Below are 18,341 nucleotides of genomic sequence, written 5' to 3'. Positions count from 1 at the left end.
CCCCTCTGCGGACGGCCGACCCTCCCCGGGCCTGGACCTCGACCCCTAGCGTGGAAGGGAATGCCGCGCCCCTGCCGAACCGGCCCGGGCGCCTCCCGACCAGAGAGAGGTTCCACCGTGGCCACCGTCGCCCAGAACATCGTCGAGACCCTCCACGCCTCGGGCGTGCGCCGCATGTACGGCGTGCCCGGGGACTCCCTCAACGGGCTGACCGAGGCCCTGCGCTCCCACGGCGGCATCCAGTGGGTGCACACCCGGCACGAGGAGACCGCGGCCTTCGCCGCCTCCGCCGAGTCCCAGCTCACGGACGAGCTCGCGGTCTGCGTGGGCTCGTGCGGTCCGGGCAACCTCCACCTGATCAATGGCCTGTTCGACGCGCAGCGCTCCCGCACCCCGGTGCTCGCGATCGCCGCGCACATCCCGTCGGAGGAGATCGGCTCGGGCTACTTCCAGGAGACCCACCCGCAGGACCTGTTCCGCGAGTGCTCCGTCTACGTGGAGCACGTCTCCTCGGCGGACCAGATGCCCCGTATGCTGCGCACCGCGATGCGGGCCGCCGTCGAGCAGCGGGGCGTGGCCGTGCTCGTGATCCCGGGCGACGTGGCCCTCACCGAGCTCTCCGCGAAGCCCGAGGTGATCCGTCACACGCCGTCCCGCGTCATCCCGGCCGACTCCGTGCTGCGCGAGGCCGCCGAGGCCCTGGACTCGTCCAAGCGGATCACCATCCTGGCCGGCGCGGGTGCGGCCGGCGCCCACGACGAGGTCGTGGCCCTGGCGGAGCGCCTGCAGGCCCCGATCGTCCACGCGCTGCGCGGCAAGGACCGGATCGAGTACGACAACCCGTATGACGTCGGCTTGACCGGCCTGCTCGGCTTCGCCTCCGGCTACCACGCGCTCAAGGAGGCCGAGACGCTGCTGATCCTCGGCTCCTCCCTGCCGTACCGGCAGTTCTACCCCGAGGACGCCACGGTCATCCAGGTGGACGTGCGCGGCGAGCAGATCGGCCGACGGGTGGCCGTGGACGTGCCGCTCGTGGGCGGCGTGAAGGAGACGGCCCAGGCCCTGCTGCCGCTGCTACGCGGGAACTCGTCGTCGGCGTTCCTGGACAAGGCGCTCAAGCACTACGCCAAGACCCGCAAGGACCTCGACCAGCTGGCCACCCCGGGCCGTGGACGCGTGCACCCGCAGTATGTGGCCCGCCTCCTCGACGAGCTGGCCGACGACGACGTGGTGTTCCTGCCCGACGTCGGCTCCCCGGTGGTCTGGGCCTCCCGGTACCTGACGATGAACGGGCGCCGCCGGATCATCGGCTCCCTGTCCCACGGCTCCATGGCCAACGCGGTTACCCAGGCGGTCGGCGCCCAGGCGGTCGACCCCACCCGCCAGGTGGTGGCGATGGCCGGCGACGGCGGGCTGGCCATGATGCTCGGCGAGCTGATGTCGTTCGTGCAGAACGGCCTGCCCGTGAAGACGCTCGTGTTCGACAACGACTCGCTGAACTTCGTGGAGCTCGAGATGATGGCCGCCGGGTTCGTCCCCTACGGGACGAGCCTGGAGAACCCGGACTTCGCGGCGATCGCGGAGGCGATCGGCATCAAGGGCTTCCGCGCGGACCACACGACGGACCTGCCCGCGGTGATGCGCGAGTTCCTCGCCCACGACGGGCCGGCGCTGCTGGTGGTCAAGACCGAGCGTCAGGAGCTGACGATCCCGCCGAGCATCGAGTTCGAGCAAGCCAAGGGCTTCGCGCTCTACGCCATGCGCACCGTCCTGGACGGCAAGGGCACCAAGCTGCTCGACCTCGCGAAGGCGAACCTGCGCCAGCTCTTCTGACCTGCCGCGCACGACGACGGCCCGGACGCTGGCGGCGTCCGGGCCGTCGTCGTGGTGGGGCGGGGAGAGCCCAGCCCCGCCGGTAGGTCAGGCGCGGTGGGCGCCGCCCTCGGCGACGATCGGGTGCTCGGCCGTGCCGGCGACGCCCTGGGTGATCAGGCCGTCGGCGCGGTGCTCCCAGAAGTCCGCGTTGCGGATGCCGAGCGGGCGCGGGTCGAACTGCGGGTCGAGACCCTGGCGCTTCTGTGCGCGGTAGTCCTTGAGGGCCTTGAGGGCCGGGCCCTGCAGCACCAGGATGCCGAGGATGTTCAGCCAGGCCATGGAGCCCACGCCGATGTCGCCGAGGCCCCAGGCCGCACCCGTGGTGGCGACGGCGCCGTAGGCCACCGACACGAGGATCAGGGCCTGCAGGAAGCGCAGCGCGACGCGGCGGACCATGCCGTTGCGCAGGTTGCGCGTGAGAAACACGATGTTGACCTCGGCCATGTAGTAGTACGCCACGATCGTGGTGAAGGCGAAGAACGCCAGCGCCACGGCCACGAACGTGGGGCCGAAGCCGGAGAACATGGCGTCGAAGCCGGTCTGGACGAAGGCCGGGCCCTCGGAGGCCGTCGGCGAGACGATGCCCTCGAACAGCAGGCCGGAGCCGGACCCGTCCGAGTACACCCGGTAGGCGCCCGTGGAGATGATGATGAACGCGGTGGCCGAGCAGACGAAGAGCGTGTCGATGTACACGGCGAACGCCTGCACGAAGCCCTGCTTGGCTGGGTGCGAGACCTCGGCGGCCGCGGCGGCGTGCGGGCCCGTGCCCTGGCCGGCCTCGTTGGAGTAGACGCCGCGCTTCACGCCCCACTGGATGGCGAGGCCGAGGATCGCGCCGAACACGGCGTGCACGCCGAACGCGCTGGCGAAGATGGAGCCGAAGACCTCGGGGATCTGGTCGAAGTTCAGGAACAGCACGATCAGCGCGAGGATGATGTACAGCACGGCCATCACGGGCACCACGTAGACGGCGAACGTCGCGATGCGCTTCACGCCGCCCAGGACGATGAAGGCCAGCAGGATGACCATGGCCAGGGCCACGACCCAGGCGGGCACGGCCCACGCCTCGCCCACGGCCGCGGCCACGCCGTTGGCCTGCACGCCCGGCAGGAAGTAGCTGGTGGCGAAGACGGTGACGACGGCGAACAGGATCGCGTACGCCTTGAAGGCGGGGGCGGCGGCCGTGTGCTTGTAGGCCTTCTCGAAGTAGTACGCCGGGCCGCCGCGGTACTCGCCGGTGTCCGGGTCGCGCTCCTTGTAGATCTGGCCGAGCGTGGACTCGATGAAGGATGTGGCGGCGCCGAGCAGGGCCATGACCCACATCCAGAACACGGCGCCGGGGCCGCCGAACGCGATGGCCGTGGCGACGCCGCCGATGTTGCCCATGCCGACGCGGCCGGCGAGCGACATCATGAGGGACTGGAGGGACGAGGTGCCGTCCGCGGAGTCCTGGCCCTCGCGGAGCTGCTTCACCATGTCCGGGATGTTCACGAACTGCAGGAACAGGGTCCGGATGGTGAAGTAGAGGCCGACGATCAGGCAGAGCCAGATCAGGGCCGGGGACCAGATGACGTCGTTCACGGCGGTGATGAGATCTGCGAAGGACATGGGGTCTCCAGATCGGGGTGGGGATGGCCGGTGCGGTGCGAGCTCCGAGCGGCGGCCGCCGGCGGTCCCGGACGACTGGGGAGAAGGATACGCGCAAATGTGACCCGCGTCTCGCATCCAGCGTGGCGGATCGGGAGTCCGGGCGCGCGGCCCGCGACGACAGCGGCCCCGGACATGCGAAAAGCCCCGGAACCACTGGGGTCCCGGGGCTTGCCCGCGGAGGATGGGGGATTTGAACCCCCGAGGGCTGTTAACCCAACACGCGTTCCAGGCGTGCGCCATAGGCCGCTAGGCGAATCCTCCTTGGTGCGCCCCCATGCGGCGGACCGCGCGAGGGCAGGTTCCATCATAACCAGATCGTCCTGGGCCGCGCCAATCCTCCGCGGGAGGCGCGAGCTCGGCCCGAGCCTCCCCGCGGCCCGAATCGCCGCGCCCGCCGCCACCCTGCTAGACTCTTCGACGGCCCCTCACGTGGTGTCATCTCGCTGAACTCCCCCAGGACCGGAAGGTAGCAAGGGTAGGTGGGCTCTGGCAGGTGCGTGAGGGGTCTTCACTTTCCCCAGGAGATCCCATGCCCGCCGGACGCTACGCCCCCTCCCCCACGGGAAGCCTGCACCTGGGCAACCTGCGCACCGCGCTCGTCGCGTGGCTCGCGGCGCGCGCCACGGACCGTGCCTTCCTGCTGCGGGTCGAGGACCTGGACCGCGTCCGCTCCGGGGCCGAGGCTGACCAGCGGGCGGACCTGGCCGCCGTCGGGCTGGACTGGGACGCCGAGCCGGTGCGCCAGTCCGAGCGCACCGCCCTGTACGACGCCGCCGTGGCCGCCCTGCGCGCCGCGCACGGCACGGACGCGGTCTACGAGTGCTTCTGCTCCCGCAAAGACATCGCCGAGGCGACGTCGGCCCCGCACCCGAGGCCCGACGACGGTGCCCCCGCCTCCGGCGGCACCGTGCCGCTGCGTCCGCCCGGCTTCTATCCGGGCACCTGCCGCGGCCTGACCGAGGCCGAGCGGGCCGAGCGACGGCGGGTGCGCCCCGCCGCCCTGCGGATCGATGCGGCGAAGGTCGCGGGCCTGCCGGCGGGCGAGACCCCGCGCGCCACCGCCGTGGACGTGCTGCACGGCGAGGTCACGGGCCTGGTCGACGACCTGGTGCTGCGCCGGAACGACGGGGCGTACGCGTACAACCTGGCCGTCGTCGTGGACGACCTGGCGCAGGGCGTGGACCAGGTGGTCCGCGGCGACGACCTGCTCGACTCGGCCCCGCGCCAGCGCTGGCTGGCCGAGGCGCTGTGCGCCGCGCGCGGGGAGCCGACGCCCGCGGTGGAGTACCTGCACGTGCCGCTCGTGCTGAACGCGGAGGGGCGGCGGCTGGCCAAGCGGGACGGCGCCGTGACCCTCGAGGACCTCTCCGCGCAGGACCCGGCGTGGACCCCCGAGCGGGTGCGGGACCGGCTGCTGGAGTCCCTCGGCCTGCCCGCGGGACCGCTGGCGGCCGCCGTGCCCGCGTTCGACCCGGCCGCCCTGCCGCGTGATCCGTGGGTGTTCACCGGGCTCTGAGCGGGCCGGCGCCCTGGTCCGCCGCAGGCCCGGCCCCGGTCAGAGGACCTGGGCGGCCTGGTCGAAGTCGAGGCGGCCCTGGCGGGGCTGCTGCGCCTTCTCGTCGTCTGCGGCGGCGTGGCCCACGTTGATCACCAGGAGGGACTTCCAGGCACGGTCCGCATGGAACTCGGCGTCCACGGCGGCGGCGTCGAACCCGGCCATGGGGCCGACCTCGAGCCCGTGGGCGCGCAAGGCCACGAGCAGGTAGCCCACCTGGATGAGCGCGTTCGTGCGGCCCATCCCCTCGCGCATGCCCGGCTTGCCCTCGGCATCCTCCTCGAAGCCCTCCCGGAACGGGGCGAGGTGGCCCATGTGGCGGTGCCAGTCGAGGTCGTAGGAGGCGATCAGCGTGAGCGGGGCGCGCTCCGTCTTCTCCCGGTTGAACTCGATCATCAGCGGAGCCAGGCGGGCGCGGGCCTCGGGGCTGTCCACGACGTCGAGCCGCAGCGGCTGGTTGTTCATGGCGGTCGGCGCCCAGCGGAGGTCCGCGTAGGCCCGCTCGATCAGCGCGAGGTCGACGGGCTCGTCCGAGAAGAGCTGCGTCGTGTGGCGGTCCGCGAAGAGGCGGTCGATCTCGGCCTGACTCAGCGGTCCCGCGTCCGGGGCCGGCTGCGTGGGGTGGATCGTGTCCTCGGCGTCGGTGTGCATGTGCGTGGTGGTCATGGGCCAGGGAACGGGCCGGCGGGCGTGCGCATTCCCCGGCTCCCTTAGCCCGTCCGCCCGCCGGATAGGCTTTCGAGGGTGAGCACCGCCCTGTATCGCCGCTACCGCCCGGACCGTTTCGAGGACGTGATCGGGCAGGACCATGTCACGGTCCCGCTGCGCACCGCACTGGCGAAGGACCGCGTGAACCACGCCTACCTCTTCTCCGGCCCGCGAGGCTGCGGCAAGACCACGTCCGCCCGCATCCTCGCGCGCTGCCTGAACTGCGCCCAGGGCCCCACGCCCACGCCGTGCGGCGAGTGCGACTCGTGCCGGGACCTGGCCACCGGCGGGCCGGGCTCGCTGGACGTGCTGGAGATCGACGCGGCCTCGCACGGCGGTGTGGAGGACGCCCGCGGCCTGCGCGAGCGGGCCACGTTCGCCCCGGTCCGGGACCGCTACAAGATCCTCATCATCGACGAGGCGCACATGGTCACCGCGGCGGGGTTCAACGCGCTGCTCAAGATCGTGGAGGAGCCGCCGGAGCACCTGAAGTTCATCTTCGCCACCACGGAGCCGGAGAAGGTCATCGGGACCATCCGCTCCCGCACCCACCACTACCCGTTCCGGCTCGTGCCGCCGGAGCCGCTCATCGCCTACCTCGAGCAGCTGTGCGCGGAGGAGGGCGTGTCCGTGGAGAAGGGCGTGCTGCCGCTCGTGGTGCGCGCCGGCACGGGCTCGGTGCGTGACACGCTCTCCGTGCTGGACCAGCTGATCGCGGGCGCCCAGGAGGGCCAGGTCTCGTACGAGCTCGCGGTGAGCCTGCTCGGCTTCACCCCGGAAGCCCTGCTGGACGACGTGATCGACGCCGTCGCCGCGGACGACACCCCCACCGTGTTCCGCGTGGTGGACCGCGTGGTGCAGTCCGGCCAGGACCCGCGCCGCTTCGTCGAGGACCTGCTGGACCGCTTCCGCGACCTCGTGATCGCCCGTGCCCTGCCGGAGGAGGCCGGGGCGATCCTGCACGGCATGCCGGAGGACCAGGTGCGGCGTCTGTCGGCGCAGGCCGCGCAGCTCTCCCGCGCGGAGCTCTCCCGCCTCGCGGACATCACCAACCTCGCGCTGACGGACATGGTGGGGGCCACCAGTCCCCGCCTGCACCTCGAGCTGCTCATGGCGCGCCTGCTGCTGCCTGCCTCGGACGAGACGCACCGCGGCCTGGCCGCCCGCCTCGAGGCCCTCGAACGGCGCCTCGAGCTCGGTGGCGCCGCGCCCATCGAGGACGGCGCCTCCGAGGGCACGACGACGCCGGCCCGGTCCGGCACGCCCGCCGCGGACGGCGGCGGATCGGCCGAGAACGCGGAGGGCTCCGGCACTCTGACCGGTGCCGCGCTCGCCCGGGCCGCCATGCGGCGGCCGGAGGAGCCCGCGCCGACCGCGTCCACCGCCCCGCCGGAGCGCTGGACGCCGCCTGCCCCGCAGTCCGTGGCAGAGGCGCCGGAGGGGGACGCCGCCGCCGGGGCCACGGGGTCCGAGCGTCCGCAGCAGGCGCCGCAGCCCAAGCGGCCCGAACCGGCTGAGGTCGGGGCCCCTTCCGGGGACACGCGCCGCCCGGAGGCCGGGAGCCGCCCCGAGCCTGAGGGCCGGCCCGAGCCTGAGGGCCGGTCCCATGCCCAGGAGCGCACCGGTGCCGCGCCGGCCCCCGCCCACGGGCCGGAGGAGACGGCCGCGCCGTCGAGCCCCACGCCCGCCCCGGCGGCGAGCCAGGTGGAGATGATCCGCCGGGCCTGGCCGGACATCCTCACGGCCCTCGAGGACGCCTCACGCCTGGTGTGGATGCTGGTGAAGGACAACGCGAGCGTCGCGGGCTACGACGGCTCGTTGCTGACGATCGGCTTCCAGCAGGACGGGCCCCGCCAGTCGCTGCTCGGCCGGGGCGGTGACCGCGTGCTCGGCGAGGCCGTCCACCAGGTGCTCGGCATCCGCCCGCGGCTCGATCTGATCCTCGGTGGGGACGCGCCGACCGGGGACGCCCGCGCACAGTCCGGCGCTCGCCCGGCCGGCCCGGCGCGGACGGACCGGCCTGAGCGTCCGGCCCCGCAGCAGGGCCGGCCCGACCGACCGACGGCGCAGCCGAACCGGCCCGCTCCGGCACCGGGGCAGGCCCCACGCGAGCCGGAGTCCTCCCGCCCCACCCCGCCGCGCTCCGCCGCACCCTCCACCGCGGAGGACGATCCGGCGCCGCCGGCCGCTCCGCCCCGGGCCACGCAGCAGCGTCAGACGCCGGAGCCGTCCCCCGCCTGGACGCCCGCGGCTCCCGCCACCTCCTGGGGGCCGGCGCCGACGTCGTCGACGACGCCCGCCCCCGCCCCGCCGGCGGACGGCTGGGGCGGCCCGGACGAGGAGCCGCCCGCCTGGGACGACGCTCCCCCGCCCGAGGAGGACCCGTGGGACTCGCTGCCCGCGTTCGACCCGGACGCGGAGCAGGACGACTCGGACGGCCCCGAGGGCTGGACCCCGCCGGCCCGGGACGCCGAGGAGCGGCCCGTCGGCGCCGCCGGCTGGGACGGCCCCGTGCCGTCGGTCGAGGACTGGGGCGCGCCGCCGCAGGCCGCACCGGCCCCCGGCGGCGCCGCGCCGGACGCCGGCCAGGACTCCCCGGTCCAGCCCGACGCCCCGACCCCCGGCGAGAGCGAGCCGAGCGCCGAGGAGGTCCGTCGGGCCTACGACCCGGGGCCGCTGGTCCGCGAGGAGGAGCACTCGATCCCCGTGTTCGCCCGTCCGGAGGCGGAGCTGCGCGCCGAGTTCGCGAAGCGCTTCGGCGCGACCCGTCCCGCCGGCTTCGACGACGGCGCGGGCGCGGCCGCGGACGGTGACTCCGCCCGGCCTGCCACGCCGTCGCCCGCCCCGGACGACGACGCAGCGGCCACGGAGCGACGCGATCTCCACCCGGCCGCCTCGGGCGCCGGCCCGTCCTCGGACGAGGAGCGGCGCCCCACGGGCTCGCCCACGGCCGACGCGACCCCTGACCCGGGCGTGCCCGCCGACGACGCAGACGCCGCGCCGCGCGCGGCTGCCGGCCCGACCGGTTCGGACTTCCCGGGTTCGGGCCATCCGGCGAGCATGTACCCGCGGCTCATGGAGCGGCTGCGGGCCGGTGGGCCCCTCGAGCCTCCGGTGAACGCGGGCTCGAGCGGCGGCCCCGGCGCTCCCGGTGGCCCCGACCCGGACGCCTCGCCGGGCTCCCCCGCCGGGGGCCGGCCGAGCGCGGCCTCGCTCGGGGCGCGCCCCGCCGACGTCGAGCCCGCCGGGGGAGCCTCGGCGCCGCCCTCGTTGGACGCGCGGGCCGCGGCCATCCACGCCGCCCGCGAGGCCGCCCAGGGCCGCGGCCCGACCCGGCCCGCCGACACCGGCCCCGCCGCCCCGGCGACGTCCGGTGTGGGGTGGGAGGACGAGGTCGCCAGCGACGACGACGTCCCGCTCGAGGACTCGGGCCTCGTGGGCCGAGCCGTCGTCGAACGGGTGCTCGGCGGCCGTCTGCTCGAGGAACGCCCCAACGACGCCTGAGGCGAACGCGCCCGTACGCCGTCCGGGGCCGCGGGCATGATGGACGCGGCGCCGGACCACGGCGCCGCGTCGGGGCGCACGGACCACGAGACGCACCATCGGACGAGGGAGACGGATGTACCAGGGCGCGGTGCAGGACCTGATCGACGAGCTCGGCCGCCTGCCGGGCATCGGGCCGAAGTCCGCCCAGCGCATCGCCTTCCACATGCTGGAGGCGGACCGGGAGGACATGCTGCGGCTGGCGGACGCCATCCGCACGGTCAAGGACAGGGTGCGGCTGTGCTCGGTCTGCTTCAACGTGTCCGAGGACGAGGTGTGCTCGCTCTGCCGGGATGAGCGCCGGGACCGCTCCCAGATCTGCGTGGTCGAGGAGTCGCAGGACGTCATGGCCATGGAGCGCACCCGCGCCTTCCAGGGCCGCTACCACGTGCTCGGCGGCGCCATCAATCCGATCGCCGGCATCGGCCCCGAGCAGCTGCACGTCCGCGAGCTGCTCACCCGGCTGCAGGACGAGGCCGTGCAGGAGGTCATCCTCGCCACGGATCCCAACCTCGAGGGCGAGGCCACGGCCACCTACCTCGGCCGGCTCCTCGGCGCCACGGGCATCCGCGTCACGCGTCTGGCCTCCGGTCTGCCCGTCGGCGGGGACCTCGAGTACGCGGACGAGGTCACCCTCGGCCGTGCCTTCGAGGGCCGCCGCCTGATCAGCGGCTGACACCGGCCGGCGTCGAGCAGGTCCCGCCCGACGCCGGCCCGGCTCAGGCCACGCGCGTGCCGGCGGGCAGCCGCCCGGCCGGGGTGTCCAGGCGACGGTGCCCCCACCAGCCCAGCCCGGCCACCAGCACACCCTGCATCGCCAGACCGAGCGGCCACACCGGCCAGGTGCCCTGCCGGTCCGGCACGCCGGTGCTGTCGAGACCGCGCAGCTCGCCGTCGAGGCACTCGACGTCCCGGACGGGGTCGCGCTGGGTCCAGCGCAGGCCCACGGACAGCAGGTTGAGCGGCCCGGGATCCGCCCGGGTCCCGTTCTCGAGGAGCCCGCCCTCCCAGGGGGAGGCATCCGCGAGGACGGCGTAGGGGTTCGCCGCGAGCAGCCATCCGCTGCGCCGCGGGTCGGGGATCGTCCGGGTGGTCACCGGGCCGACGCACCGGTCGGCGATCCCGTCGTACAGCTCCGGGTGCGTCGCCTCCCACTCGGCCCAGGCCTGCTCCTCCTCCTCCGGGGTCATCTTCTCGAGCTCCGCCTCGGTGAACGGCTCCGCCGTCATGGAGCCGTACTCGGCGTCGTTGGCCCGCACCTCGGTCTGCAGGAACTGCAGGGACAGCCCGAAGGCCACCAGGGTGCCGATCGTCAGCGCCGCCACGATCAGGTACGTCACCACGACGGCGAACAGCGTGCGCCCGGTGATCGCCGACACGGCGACGCCGATCCCCGCGATCATGCCGAACTCCACGAGGATCATCACGAGCCCCACCAGCACGGCCCACGGGGACACGCGCCCCACCACGGCCGCGACCGCGAGCCACGGCAGCGCGGCCGCGAGGAACGCGGCGGAGGCGATCCACGCGGCCAGCCACTTGCCCGCCATCAGGTGCCCGGTCCGCAGCAGGGTGACCTGGGTGATGGCCAGGGTGCCGCCGGCACGGTCGCCCGAGATCGCGTTGGCCGCCAGGGCGGGCGAGACCAGCAGCGAGAGGGTGAGGACGAAGAGCAGGACGCCGTCGAAGAGCGTCCGCCCCAGGGCGCGCATCTGCTGCTCCGCCAGCTCCGGCTCCAGGCCGGACGCCTCCATCTCCGTCATGCCCAGGCTTCGCAGCCCGAGGGCGCCGAGGGTCACCGCCCCCACCACCACGAAGAAGACGCCCAACAGCACGTACCAGCCGCGCGAGCGCAGCCGCTGACGCAGTTCCATGCCCACCACGGTGGCCACGGCCTGGGCCGCGCCGAGGCGTCCCCCCGGCTGCGGCTGCGGCGGGCGGCGGTCGTGGATCGAGGTCGCGACGGCGGTGCTCACGGCCGGTCTCCTTCGGTGCGGGGGCCCTCCAGATGGAGGCCCAGGTAGGCGTTCTCGAGGCGGGAGCCCTCCGGGGCGAAGTGGCTGACGAGCACACCCTCGCGCACGAGGTCCGCGAGCAGCGCGGCCGCGGCGGCCTCGCCCCGCAGCTGCACCACGACGCCGTCCCGACGCTGGCCCGCGCCGGCGCCGGTGGCCGCGGTGACGGTCAGGCCGCGGGTCTCGAGGGCGCGGACGAGGGTGTCCCGGGCCGTCGGATCGGGTCCGGCGATCCGGTAGGGGCGGGCGAGGTCGTCGGCGGCGCGGAACTCCTGGGTGGCCACCGTGGCGCCCTCATGGAGGAACACGGCGCGGTCGGACATCTCCTCGAGCTCGGCGAGCACGTGGGAGGAGACGAGCACGGCGGTGCCGGCTGCGGCCATGGCGCGCAGGTCGTCCCGCAGCCGGATGCGGGCGGCCGGGTCGAGGCCGTTGGCGGGTTCGTCCAGGAGCAGGACGGAGGGCCGGTGCACGGTGGCCCGAGCCAGGGACAGGCGCTGCTGCTGGCCGCGGGAGAGCACGCGGGCGGGCCGGTGGGCGAACTCCGTGAGCTCGACCCACGCGAGCTGCTCGTCCGCGCGTGCCGACGCCTCCGCCTTCCCCATGCCGTAGAGCCGGCCCAGGCTGGCGAGGATGTCGTGGCAGGTCAGCTCCTCCCACACACCCAGGGTGTCGGGCATCCAGCCGAGCCGCCGCCGGGCCTCGACGGGCTCGCGCACCGCGTCCACCCCGGCCACGGACACGGCGCCGGCGTCCGGGCGCAGCAGGGTGGCCAGGATCAGCAGGAGCGTGGTCTTGCCCGAGCCGTTCGGGCCGACGAGGGCCGTCACGGAGCCGGTGGGCACGGTGAGGGAGACGTCCCGCACCGCATGGACGGCGCCGAACGAGCGGGCGAGGCCGTGGGCCACGATCCCGTCGTGGGCGGCCACCCCCAGGACGGGTGAGGCGGGCGGGGGTGCTGGAGCGGTCATGGCCCCATCCTTGCCGCGCCGTGCACGGACGCGGATCCACCCGGGGGATGATCCCGGCGCCGATCCCAGCCCGACCGGGGTCGCAGGCGGGGCCGCGGGCGCCGTCGTCATGGCCGGCCGCGGGCGCCGGGTCCAGCATCCGGAACAGGGGTTCACCTGGCGGACCCGCGCGGGTGCGCGCCCCTAGACTTGGCCCGAACCGACCCTCGACCCCGTCCGGAGCGACCCATGAGTCTCATCGTCCAGAAGTTCGGCGGCTCCTCCGTGGCCGACGCCGCCGGCATCCAGCGCGTGGCCCGCCGCGTCGCGAACACGGTCCGGGCCGGGAACCGCGTGTGCGTCGTGGTCTCGGCCATGGGCGACACCACGGACGAGCTGCTCGACCTCGCCGCCGAGCTCACGCAGGACGCGCCCGCGCGCGAGATGGACATCCTGCTCTCGGCCGGCGAGCGCATCTCCATGTCCCTGCTGGCGATGGCGATCCACGCCGAGGGCGTCGAGGCCCGCTCCTACACCGGCTCCCAGGCCGGCATGCTGACGGACACCTCGTACGGCCGGGCCCGGATCGTCAAGGTCAACCCCCACCGCGTGCAGGAGGCCCTCGACGCCGGCCGCGTGGCCATCGTGGCCGGGTTCCAGGGCATGAGCCCCGAGTCCAAGGACATCACCACCATGGGCCGCGGCGGCTCGGACACCACGGCCGTCGCCCTCGCCGCCGCGCTCGGCGCGGACGTGTGCGAGATCTACACGGACGTGGACGGCGTCTACTCGGCCGACCCGCGCGTCGTGCCGACCGCCCGCAAGCTCACCGAGCTCTCCTCCGAGGAGACCCTCGAGATGGCGGCCTCCGGATCCAAGGTGCTGCACCTGCGCTCCGTGGAGTACGCGCGCCGCTTCGGCGTGCCGCTGCACGTGCGCTCCTCCTTCTCCGACCATGAGGGCACCTGGATCATGCCCGACCCGAACGACACCATCACCCTTCAGGAAGGCGCTCCCATGGAACAGCCCATCGTCTCCGGCGTCGCCCACGACCGCTCCGAGGGCAAGGTCACGATCGTCGGCGTCCCCGACGTGCCCGGCAAGGCCGCCGAGATCTTCCGCGTGATCGCCGTGTCCAACGTGAACATCGACATGATCGTGCAGAACATCTCCCGCGAGGGCTCGGGTCGCACGGACATCTCCTTCACCCTGCCGATCGTGGAGGGCAAGGACGCCATGGCCGCCCTGCGCGCCGCCCAGGACCGGATCGGCTTCCAGGACATCGTCTCGGACCCGGAGATCGGCAAGCTCTCGCTGATCGGCGCGGGCATGCGCTCCAACCCGGGCGTCTCCGCCACCTTCTTCAAGGCCCTCGCCGACGCCGGCGTGAACGTGGACCTCATCTCCACCTCGGAGATCCGCATCTCCGTGGTCACCGCCGAGAGCAAGCTCGACGACGCCGTCCGCGCCGTGCACGCCGCCTTCGGCCTCGACGCCGAGGAGGAGGCCACGGTCTACGGCGGCACCGGCCGCTGACGCCGCACCCGCCGCTGCCCCACCCACCAACGACGCCGGCCCCGCACCTTCAGCGTGAAGGTGCGGGGCCGGCGTCGTGCGGGCGGTTCCTCCCGTTCCGTCAGCGAGGACGGAGGGGGTCGGCGGTCACGGGACCTGGACGGTCACGTCGGTCGTGATGCCCGCGTCCCAGGTGACGAGGCCCTTCCAGGTGCCCGAGGTCAGGCCGGACCAGGAGAGGGTCGCCTCGGTGGCCTTGCCCGAGGTCACGGGCACCGGGTTCGGGGAGACCGTGAGGTTGCCCGCGTCCTCGCGCAGCTTGAGCGTCTCGAGGGTGCCGGTGTCCTTGCCGCCGTTGGCCGCGTACAGGTGGCCGACCACGGTGTAGGCGCCCGGGGCGGGGTCGGCGATCGTCAGCGTCTCGGACTCGTCCGCGGTCGCCCGGGAGAGCTGCTTGCCCTCGGGGGTGATCACGTACAGGTCCCAGTCGGCGCCGGCGGCGCCCGCGTTGATCGAGGCCACCAGGGACTGGGTGCCCTCCTCCACGGTCACCGTGGACACGGCCAGTGCGCTGGACTCGAGCGAGTTGCTCGCGGTGGCGGCGGCCACGGTGGAGTCCACCTTGCCCAGGCCCAGGACCTGCGGGGTCAGCTCACCGGTCACGCCGGGGGTGATCTCCACGTCGGCGGAGCCGGTGGCGCCGGAGCCCTCGACGGCGGAGGTGACGGTCGCGGACTTCGCCTTCACGGTGACCGGGGAGGTCACCTCCGGGACGGCCTTGCCCTTGGCGGTGGTCCAGGACATGGAGCCGTGGGTCCAGGTGTTCACGGCGGCGTCGGTGCGGGTGACGGTCAGCTCGACGTCGGCGGACTGGCCGGCCTTCAGGTCCAGCACGGCCGGGGAGGCGGTCACCTCGAAGCCGGGCACGTTCGCAGAGAACCGCCAGCGGCCGTTCTCCAGGGCGGTCACGGTGCGGGTCACGGTGGCCGAGCCGACGACGTCGGGGATCGCCAGGGACGGGACGTTCACGTCACGGCCGGCGATGTCGCCGCGCAGCAGCGCGTCCCACTGCTCCTTGCCGGAGTCGTAGACCAGGCCCGGACGGGCGGCGGCGGCCGGATCGGCGGAGCCGGCACCCGTGGCGAAGTTGTCCGTGTTCACGGTGCCGTCGGCGTTGTACACGTCGCCGGCGGTGGTCATGAGGGCGGACTTCACGGCCATCGGGGACCAGGCCGGGTACTTGCCGATCAGCAGCGTGGCCATGCCGGCCAGGTTCGGCGAGGCCATGGACGTGCCGGACATCAGGCCGAACGTGTTGCCGTGGTAGTCGGGGTCCAGCGGGGAGACGCCGGCGATCACGTTCACACCGGGGGCGGCGAGGTCGGGCTTCAGGAGCTCCTGGTTCACGGCGTTGGCCGGGCCGCGGGAGGAGAAGCCGGCGATCTGGGGCAGCGGGTCCTCCGGCAGGCCGGTGGTGTCGCCCGGGACGATCGTGGCGGTGAGGTCGGAGGACTTCACCTTCTCGATCACGCCGTTGTCGTTCATGTGCACGGTCGGCACCGCGTGGATGTCCGCGTCCAGCGAGCCGGACGGGGTGTTCACGAGGATCATGCCGACGCCGCCGGCCTCCTCCACCACCTGCGACTTCTCGGTGCGGGCGTTCCCGCCGCGCTCGCAGAGCACGATCTTGCCGGCGGCCTCCTCGGTGAGCCCGCCGGGCAGGCAGAGACGCGCGGCCTCGGCGTCGCCGGCGGCGACCTCGGACGCGTGGATGACCTCGGCCGGGCCCACGCCGGTGCGGGCCGAGGAGGCGCCCCGGAGCTGCGTGCCGTCGGAGAACTGCACGGTGGCGGTGAGCTCGTTGGAGAACGTCTCCGCGGCCACGGTGGTCAGCCACGGGGAGCCGTGGTTCACGGTGTTCGGGCCGGGGCCGGAGTTGCCGCCGGAGGCGGCCACGAAGATGCCGGCCTCGGCGGCGGACTTGAAGGCCATGGCCACCGGGTCCACGATCGAGGTGTTGGAGCCGGAGATCGAGTAGTTCAGCACGTCCACGTTGTTCTCGATGGCCTGCTCGACGGCGGCCACGGAGGCGGAGGTGTAGCAGCCGCCGGTGTTCGGGTCGGTGTCCTCCCAGCAGATCTTGTAGGAGATCAGGTGGGCGGCCGGGGCCACGCCCGCGCCCTCGCCGAAGGAGTCGTCGTCGATGGTCTGCTCCACCCCGGTGTTGCCGAGGATGGTGGTGGCCACGTGGGTGCCGTGGGAGAACACGCCCAGCGGGGAGATGCGCTCCTCCGGGGCCCGCTCGTCCACCGGGACGAAGCGCTCGAAGTCGTCGGAGAAGGCGTAGGCGCCGATCAGCTTGGAGTCGCACGACGACGCCGGGAAGTCCGGGCCGGTCTCGCACTCGGCCGTGGCGGTGGTGCCGTCCGCCTTGAGCACGGCGATCTGGCCGTCCGCGGTGCGGTACGGCACGCCGACCTTGGCCTTGCCCTTGAGCGGCTGGACGGGCTGACCGTCGATGAACGGGTTGTCCGGGTGGATGCCGGAGTCGATGACGCCGACCACCACGCCCTTGCCCGCGTTCTCGGCCTTGCCGTACACGGACTTCCAGGTGCCCTTCTTGCCGGGCAGGCCGAGGAATTCGGTGGAGCTGTAGTCCGGGGCCACCTGCTCGTCCGGTGCGACGCCGAGCACGGCCGGGTCCTTCGCGATCGCCTGGGCCTCCTCGGCGGTCAGCTCGGCGACGAACGCGTTCACGGCGCGCTGGAAGGAGATCTCGGCCTTGGCGCCGTGGGTCTTCGCGACCTTCGCCTGCTGGCGCTGGAGCTTGGCCTCGTAGTTCTTCACGCGCGGGTGCGAGGGGTCGAACTTCGCCTTCGGGGCGGCGCCCGGAACGGCGCCGGCCTCGGGGGCGGTCACCGACGGCTGGTCCTTCAGGACCACGAAGTAGCGGCCGTCCTCGAACTGCTGCTGGACCTGCACCTCGCCCTGCGGGCTGGAGACGGTGCTGCCGTCGGGCAGTTCGACGGCGGTGGCCGACACCGCGAGCGCGGGAGCGGCCACGAGGCTCGCGCCGGCGACGGCCGCGGCCAGGGCCCGACGGCGCCGGGCAGGGGTGGGGTTCTGAGGCATTGCCTCCGCCTTTCTCATCAAGGTCCGCCCAGCTCTCACCCGTGGCACGCCGGCGGGGATGACGCCGGGGGACGGGGAGATCGGCGCCCATGTGATGGGCACCACAGCGAGACATGTGCAATCTACCGTCCGGTAGGGCGTTTGACCAGATCTTTGCCAGGCAACGTCCAGGACCGTCGAATTGGGGCCGCCGGAGTGCGCTCCCCGCGTCGGCGTCGCGGACCCGCTCGCTCCCGAGGAGCGCCACGGGGGAGGATGGTGGGGCCATGCCCGAGCCACGCACCGCCCCCGCGCCCCCGCCGACCGCCGTCGTCGCCCTGCCCGCCGACGTGTGGCGGGCCCACGCGCGGGCGCACCGCGAGCGCATCGCCCGACGCACGGACCCGCTGGTGGCCCTGCGAATGCGCGGCGAGAAGCACCCGGTGCAGGACTTCCTCTTCGGCTACTACACGCACTCCCCCGCCGCGCTGCAGCGCTGGCACCCCGGGCCGGGGGTCCTCCTCGCGGACGACGACGGCGCCGCGGCTCGCGCCGAGGCGGCCGAGCTGGGCACGACCCCGCGGGCCGAATGGAAGCACTACCGGCGCGTCGAGGCCGGTGAGGTGCCGGGCGCCGTCGTCGACGGCCACCCGGTGGGCGGCTGGCTGGTGGACGTGGCGGCGGTGCTGGCCGACCGCGCGTCGGGGGTGGCGTTCACCCGGGAACTGCTCGCGCGCACGGCGGAGCGGGCGCCGCGCCTGGGCTGCTTCGGGCTGCACGAGTGGGCGATGGCGTACCGCTCGGACGTGCACGGGGTGCGGCACTCCCAGCTGCCGCTGCGGCTCGGGGCCGAGGGGACGGACGCGGTGGTGGAGGGCTCGCGGATCCGGTGCACGCACTTCGACGCGTTCCGGTTCTTCGCGCCCGAGGCCCGCGACCGCAACGAGGGCGACGACGGCGTCCTGCCCACGCGCGCCGGGATGCGGGAGATGGAACAGCCCGGCTGCCTGCACGCGGGGATGGACCTGTACAAGTGGGCGTACAAGCTGGTGCCGGTGGTCGCCTCGGGCCTGCTCGCGGACTGCTTCGACCTCGCGTGGGACATCCGCCGGCTGGACATGGAGGCCTCGCCGTACGACCTGACCGGGGTGGACGACCTCTCCGACGGGTGCGGCGGCTACGCGGCCGTGCGGATCGAGGAGCCGACCGGGCGTGCCGAGTACGCGCGGCGGCAGCGCGAGTTCGCCGAGCGGGGGCAGGCGCTGCGGGTGCGGCTGCTGGCGGTGCTGGACGAGGCCGTGGGGGCGGCCCCTGGGACCGGGCCGGACGCCGAGTGGACTTCCAGCGCACGTCCATGATTAGGATGGCCGCTCTACAGGCTGTGAGGCGCATCACTCGCGTCATCCGGTGACCGCCCCG

11 protein-coding genes, 1 tRNA gene and 1 other RNA gene are annotated in these 18,341 nt (G+C 73.9%); 7 read left to right on the top strand and 6 right to left on the bottom strand.

The genetic code is table 11. The features are described 5' to 3' along the window. The first annotated feature begins 117 nt into the window (after positions 1-117). Positions 118-1,833 carry a ubiquinone-dependent pyruvate dehydrogenase gene (poxB, locus tag ABIB16_RS07445; protein WP_049146688.1) on the top strand — a complete coding sequence of 572 codons (1,716 nt, stop codon included), beginning with the start codon at positions 118-120 and terminating at the stop codon, positions 1,831-1,833. Positions 1,834-1,920: 87 nt separating this feature from the next. Here the strand turns inward: poxB and ABIB16_RS07440 are convergent, their stop codons facing one another. Both ABIB16_RS07440 and ABIB16_RS07435 read right to left on the bottom strand, forming a co-directional pair. After that, on the bottom strand, positions 1,921-3,483 hold the full coding sequence (locus tag ABIB16_RS07440; protein WP_061867552.1) for an alanine/glycine:cation symporter family protein: 1,563 nt from the start codon (positions 3,481-3,483) through the stop codon (positions 1,921-1,923). Positions 3,484-3,700: 217 nt separating this feature from the next. Next, positions 3,701-3,786 (bottom strand) — tRNA-Ser (locus ABIB16_RS07435). A gap of 155 nt (positions 3,787-3,941) precedes the next feature. Between ABIB16_RS07435 and ffs the strand changes: the two genes are divergently transcribed. Further along, positions 3,942-4,038: signal recognition particle sRNA small type (ffs, locus tag ABIB16_RS07430), an RNA gene on the top strand. Between the two features lie 16 nt (positions 4,039-4,054). Then, a complete protein-coding gene (gluQRS, locus tag ABIB16_RS07425) occupies positions 4,055-5,041 on the top strand; it encodes a tRNA glutamyl-Q(34) synthetase GluQRS (protein ID WP_061867553.1) in 987 nt (328 codons plus the stop codon). 39 nt (positions 5,042-5,080) lie between these two features. Here the strand turns inward: gluQRS and ABIB16_RS07420 are convergent, their stop codons facing one another. Further along, positions 5,081-5,746, bottom strand: a complete 666-nt coding sequence (locus ABIB16_RS07420; protein WP_049146682.1) for a malonic semialdehyde reductase — start codon at positions 5,744-5,746, stop codon at positions 5,081-5,083. A gap of 78 nt (positions 5,747-5,824) precedes the next feature. Here ABIB16_RS07420 and ABIB16_RS07415 point away from each other — a divergent pair, with 78 nt between their 5' ends. Then, entirely contained in the window at positions 5,825-9,292 is a 3,468-nt protein-coding gene (locus ABIB16_RS07415; protein WP_061867554.1) for a DNA polymerase III subunit gamma and tau, read from the top strand. Between the two features lie 115 nt (positions 9,293-9,407). Continuing rightward, the gene (recR, locus tag ABIB16_RS07410) at positions 9,408-10,007 is read left to right on the top strand and encodes a recombination mediator RecR (protein WP_002856659.1); all 600 of its coding nucleotides are present in this window, start codon (positions 9,408-9,410) and stop codon (positions 10,005-10,007) included. A gap of 43 nt (positions 10,008-10,050) precedes the next feature. Here the strand turns inward: recR and ABIB16_RS07405 are convergent, their stop codons facing one another. Continuing rightward, positions 10,051-11,307, bottom strand: a complete 1,257-nt coding sequence (locus tag ABIB16_RS07405; RefSeq protein ID WP_061867555.1) for an ABC transporter permease — start codon at positions 11,305-11,307, stop codon at positions 10,051-10,053. Further along, positions 11,304-12,317 (bottom strand): ABC transporter ATP-binding protein, encoded by a 1,014-nt coding sequence (locus tag ABIB16_RS07400; protein ID WP_061873249.1) that lies wholly within the window; start codon positions 12,315-12,317, stop codon positions 11,304-11,306. Before ABIB16_RS07400 ends, ABIB16_RS07405 begins: the two co-directional genes overlap by 4 nt. A gap of 228 nt (positions 12,318-12,545) precedes the next feature. Here ABIB16_RS07400 and ABIB16_RS07395 point away from each other — a divergent pair, with 228 nt between their 5' ends. Beyond that, on the top strand, positions 12,546-13,832 hold the full coding sequence (locus ABIB16_RS07395) for an aspartate kinase (RefSeq protein WP_126860144.1): 1,287 nt from the start codon (positions 12,546-12,548) through the stop codon (positions 13,830-13,832). A gap of 126 nt (positions 13,833-13,958) precedes the next feature. On the opposite strand, the gene ABIB16_RS07390 is transcribed toward ABIB16_RS07395, so the two are convergent. Next, entirely contained in the window at positions 13,959-16,943 is a 2,985-nt protein-coding gene (locus ABIB16_RS07390) for a S8 family serine peptidase (RefSeq protein ID WP_061873247.1), read from the bottom strand. 266 nt (positions 16,944-17,209) lie between these two features. Between ABIB16_RS07390 and ABIB16_RS07385 the strand changes: the two genes are divergently transcribed. After that, a complete protein-coding gene (locus ABIB16_RS07385) occupies positions 17,210-18,280 on the top strand; it encodes a hypothetical protein (RefSeq protein WP_061867559.1) in 1,071 nt (356 codons plus the stop codon). The last annotated feature ends 61 nt before the right edge of the window (positions 18,281-18,341 follow it).

The organism is Micrococcus sp. UYEF5, assembly GCF_040546065.1.
Taxonomy (GTDB): Bacteria; Actinomycetota; Actinomycetes; order Actinomycetales; family Micrococcaceae; genus Micrococcus; species Micrococcus luteus.
Note: the sequence above shows the minus strand (reverse complement) of the source record. Positions and strands in the feature narration are given on the sequence as shown.

Coding starts and splice junctions, on each gene's coding strand:
- ABIB16_RS07440 (WP_061867552.1), bottom strand. CDS start 3,483: ATGTCCTTCGCAGATCTCATCACCGCCGTGAACGACGTCATCTGGTCC.
- gluQRS (WP_061867553.1), top strand. CDS start 4,055: ATGCCCGCCGGACGCTACGCCCCCTCCCCCACGGGAAGCCTGCACCTG.
- ABIB16_RS07420 (WP_049146682.1), bottom strand. CDS start 5,746: ATGACCACCACGCACATGCACACCGACGCCGAGGACACGATCCACCCC.
- recR (WP_002856659.1), top strand. CDS start 9,408: ATGTACCAGGGCGCGGTGCAGGACCTGATCGACGAGCTCGGCCGCCTG.
- ABIB16_RS07400 (WP_061873249.1), bottom strand. CDS start 12,317: ATGACCGCTCCAGCACCCCCGCCCGCCTCACCCGTCCTGGGGGTGGCC.
- ABIB16_RS07395 (WP_126860144.1), top strand. CDS start 12,546: ATGAGTCTCATCGTCCAGAAGTTCGGCGGCTCCTCCGTGGCCGACGCC.
- ABIB16_RS07390 (WP_061873247.1), bottom strand. CDS start 16,943: ATGCCTCAGAACCCCACCCCTGCCCGGCGCCGTCGGGCCCTGGCCGCG.
- ABIB16_RS07385 (WP_061867559.1), top strand. CDS start 17,210: ATGCCCGAGCCACGCACCGCCCCCGCGCCCCCGCCGACCGCCGTCGTC.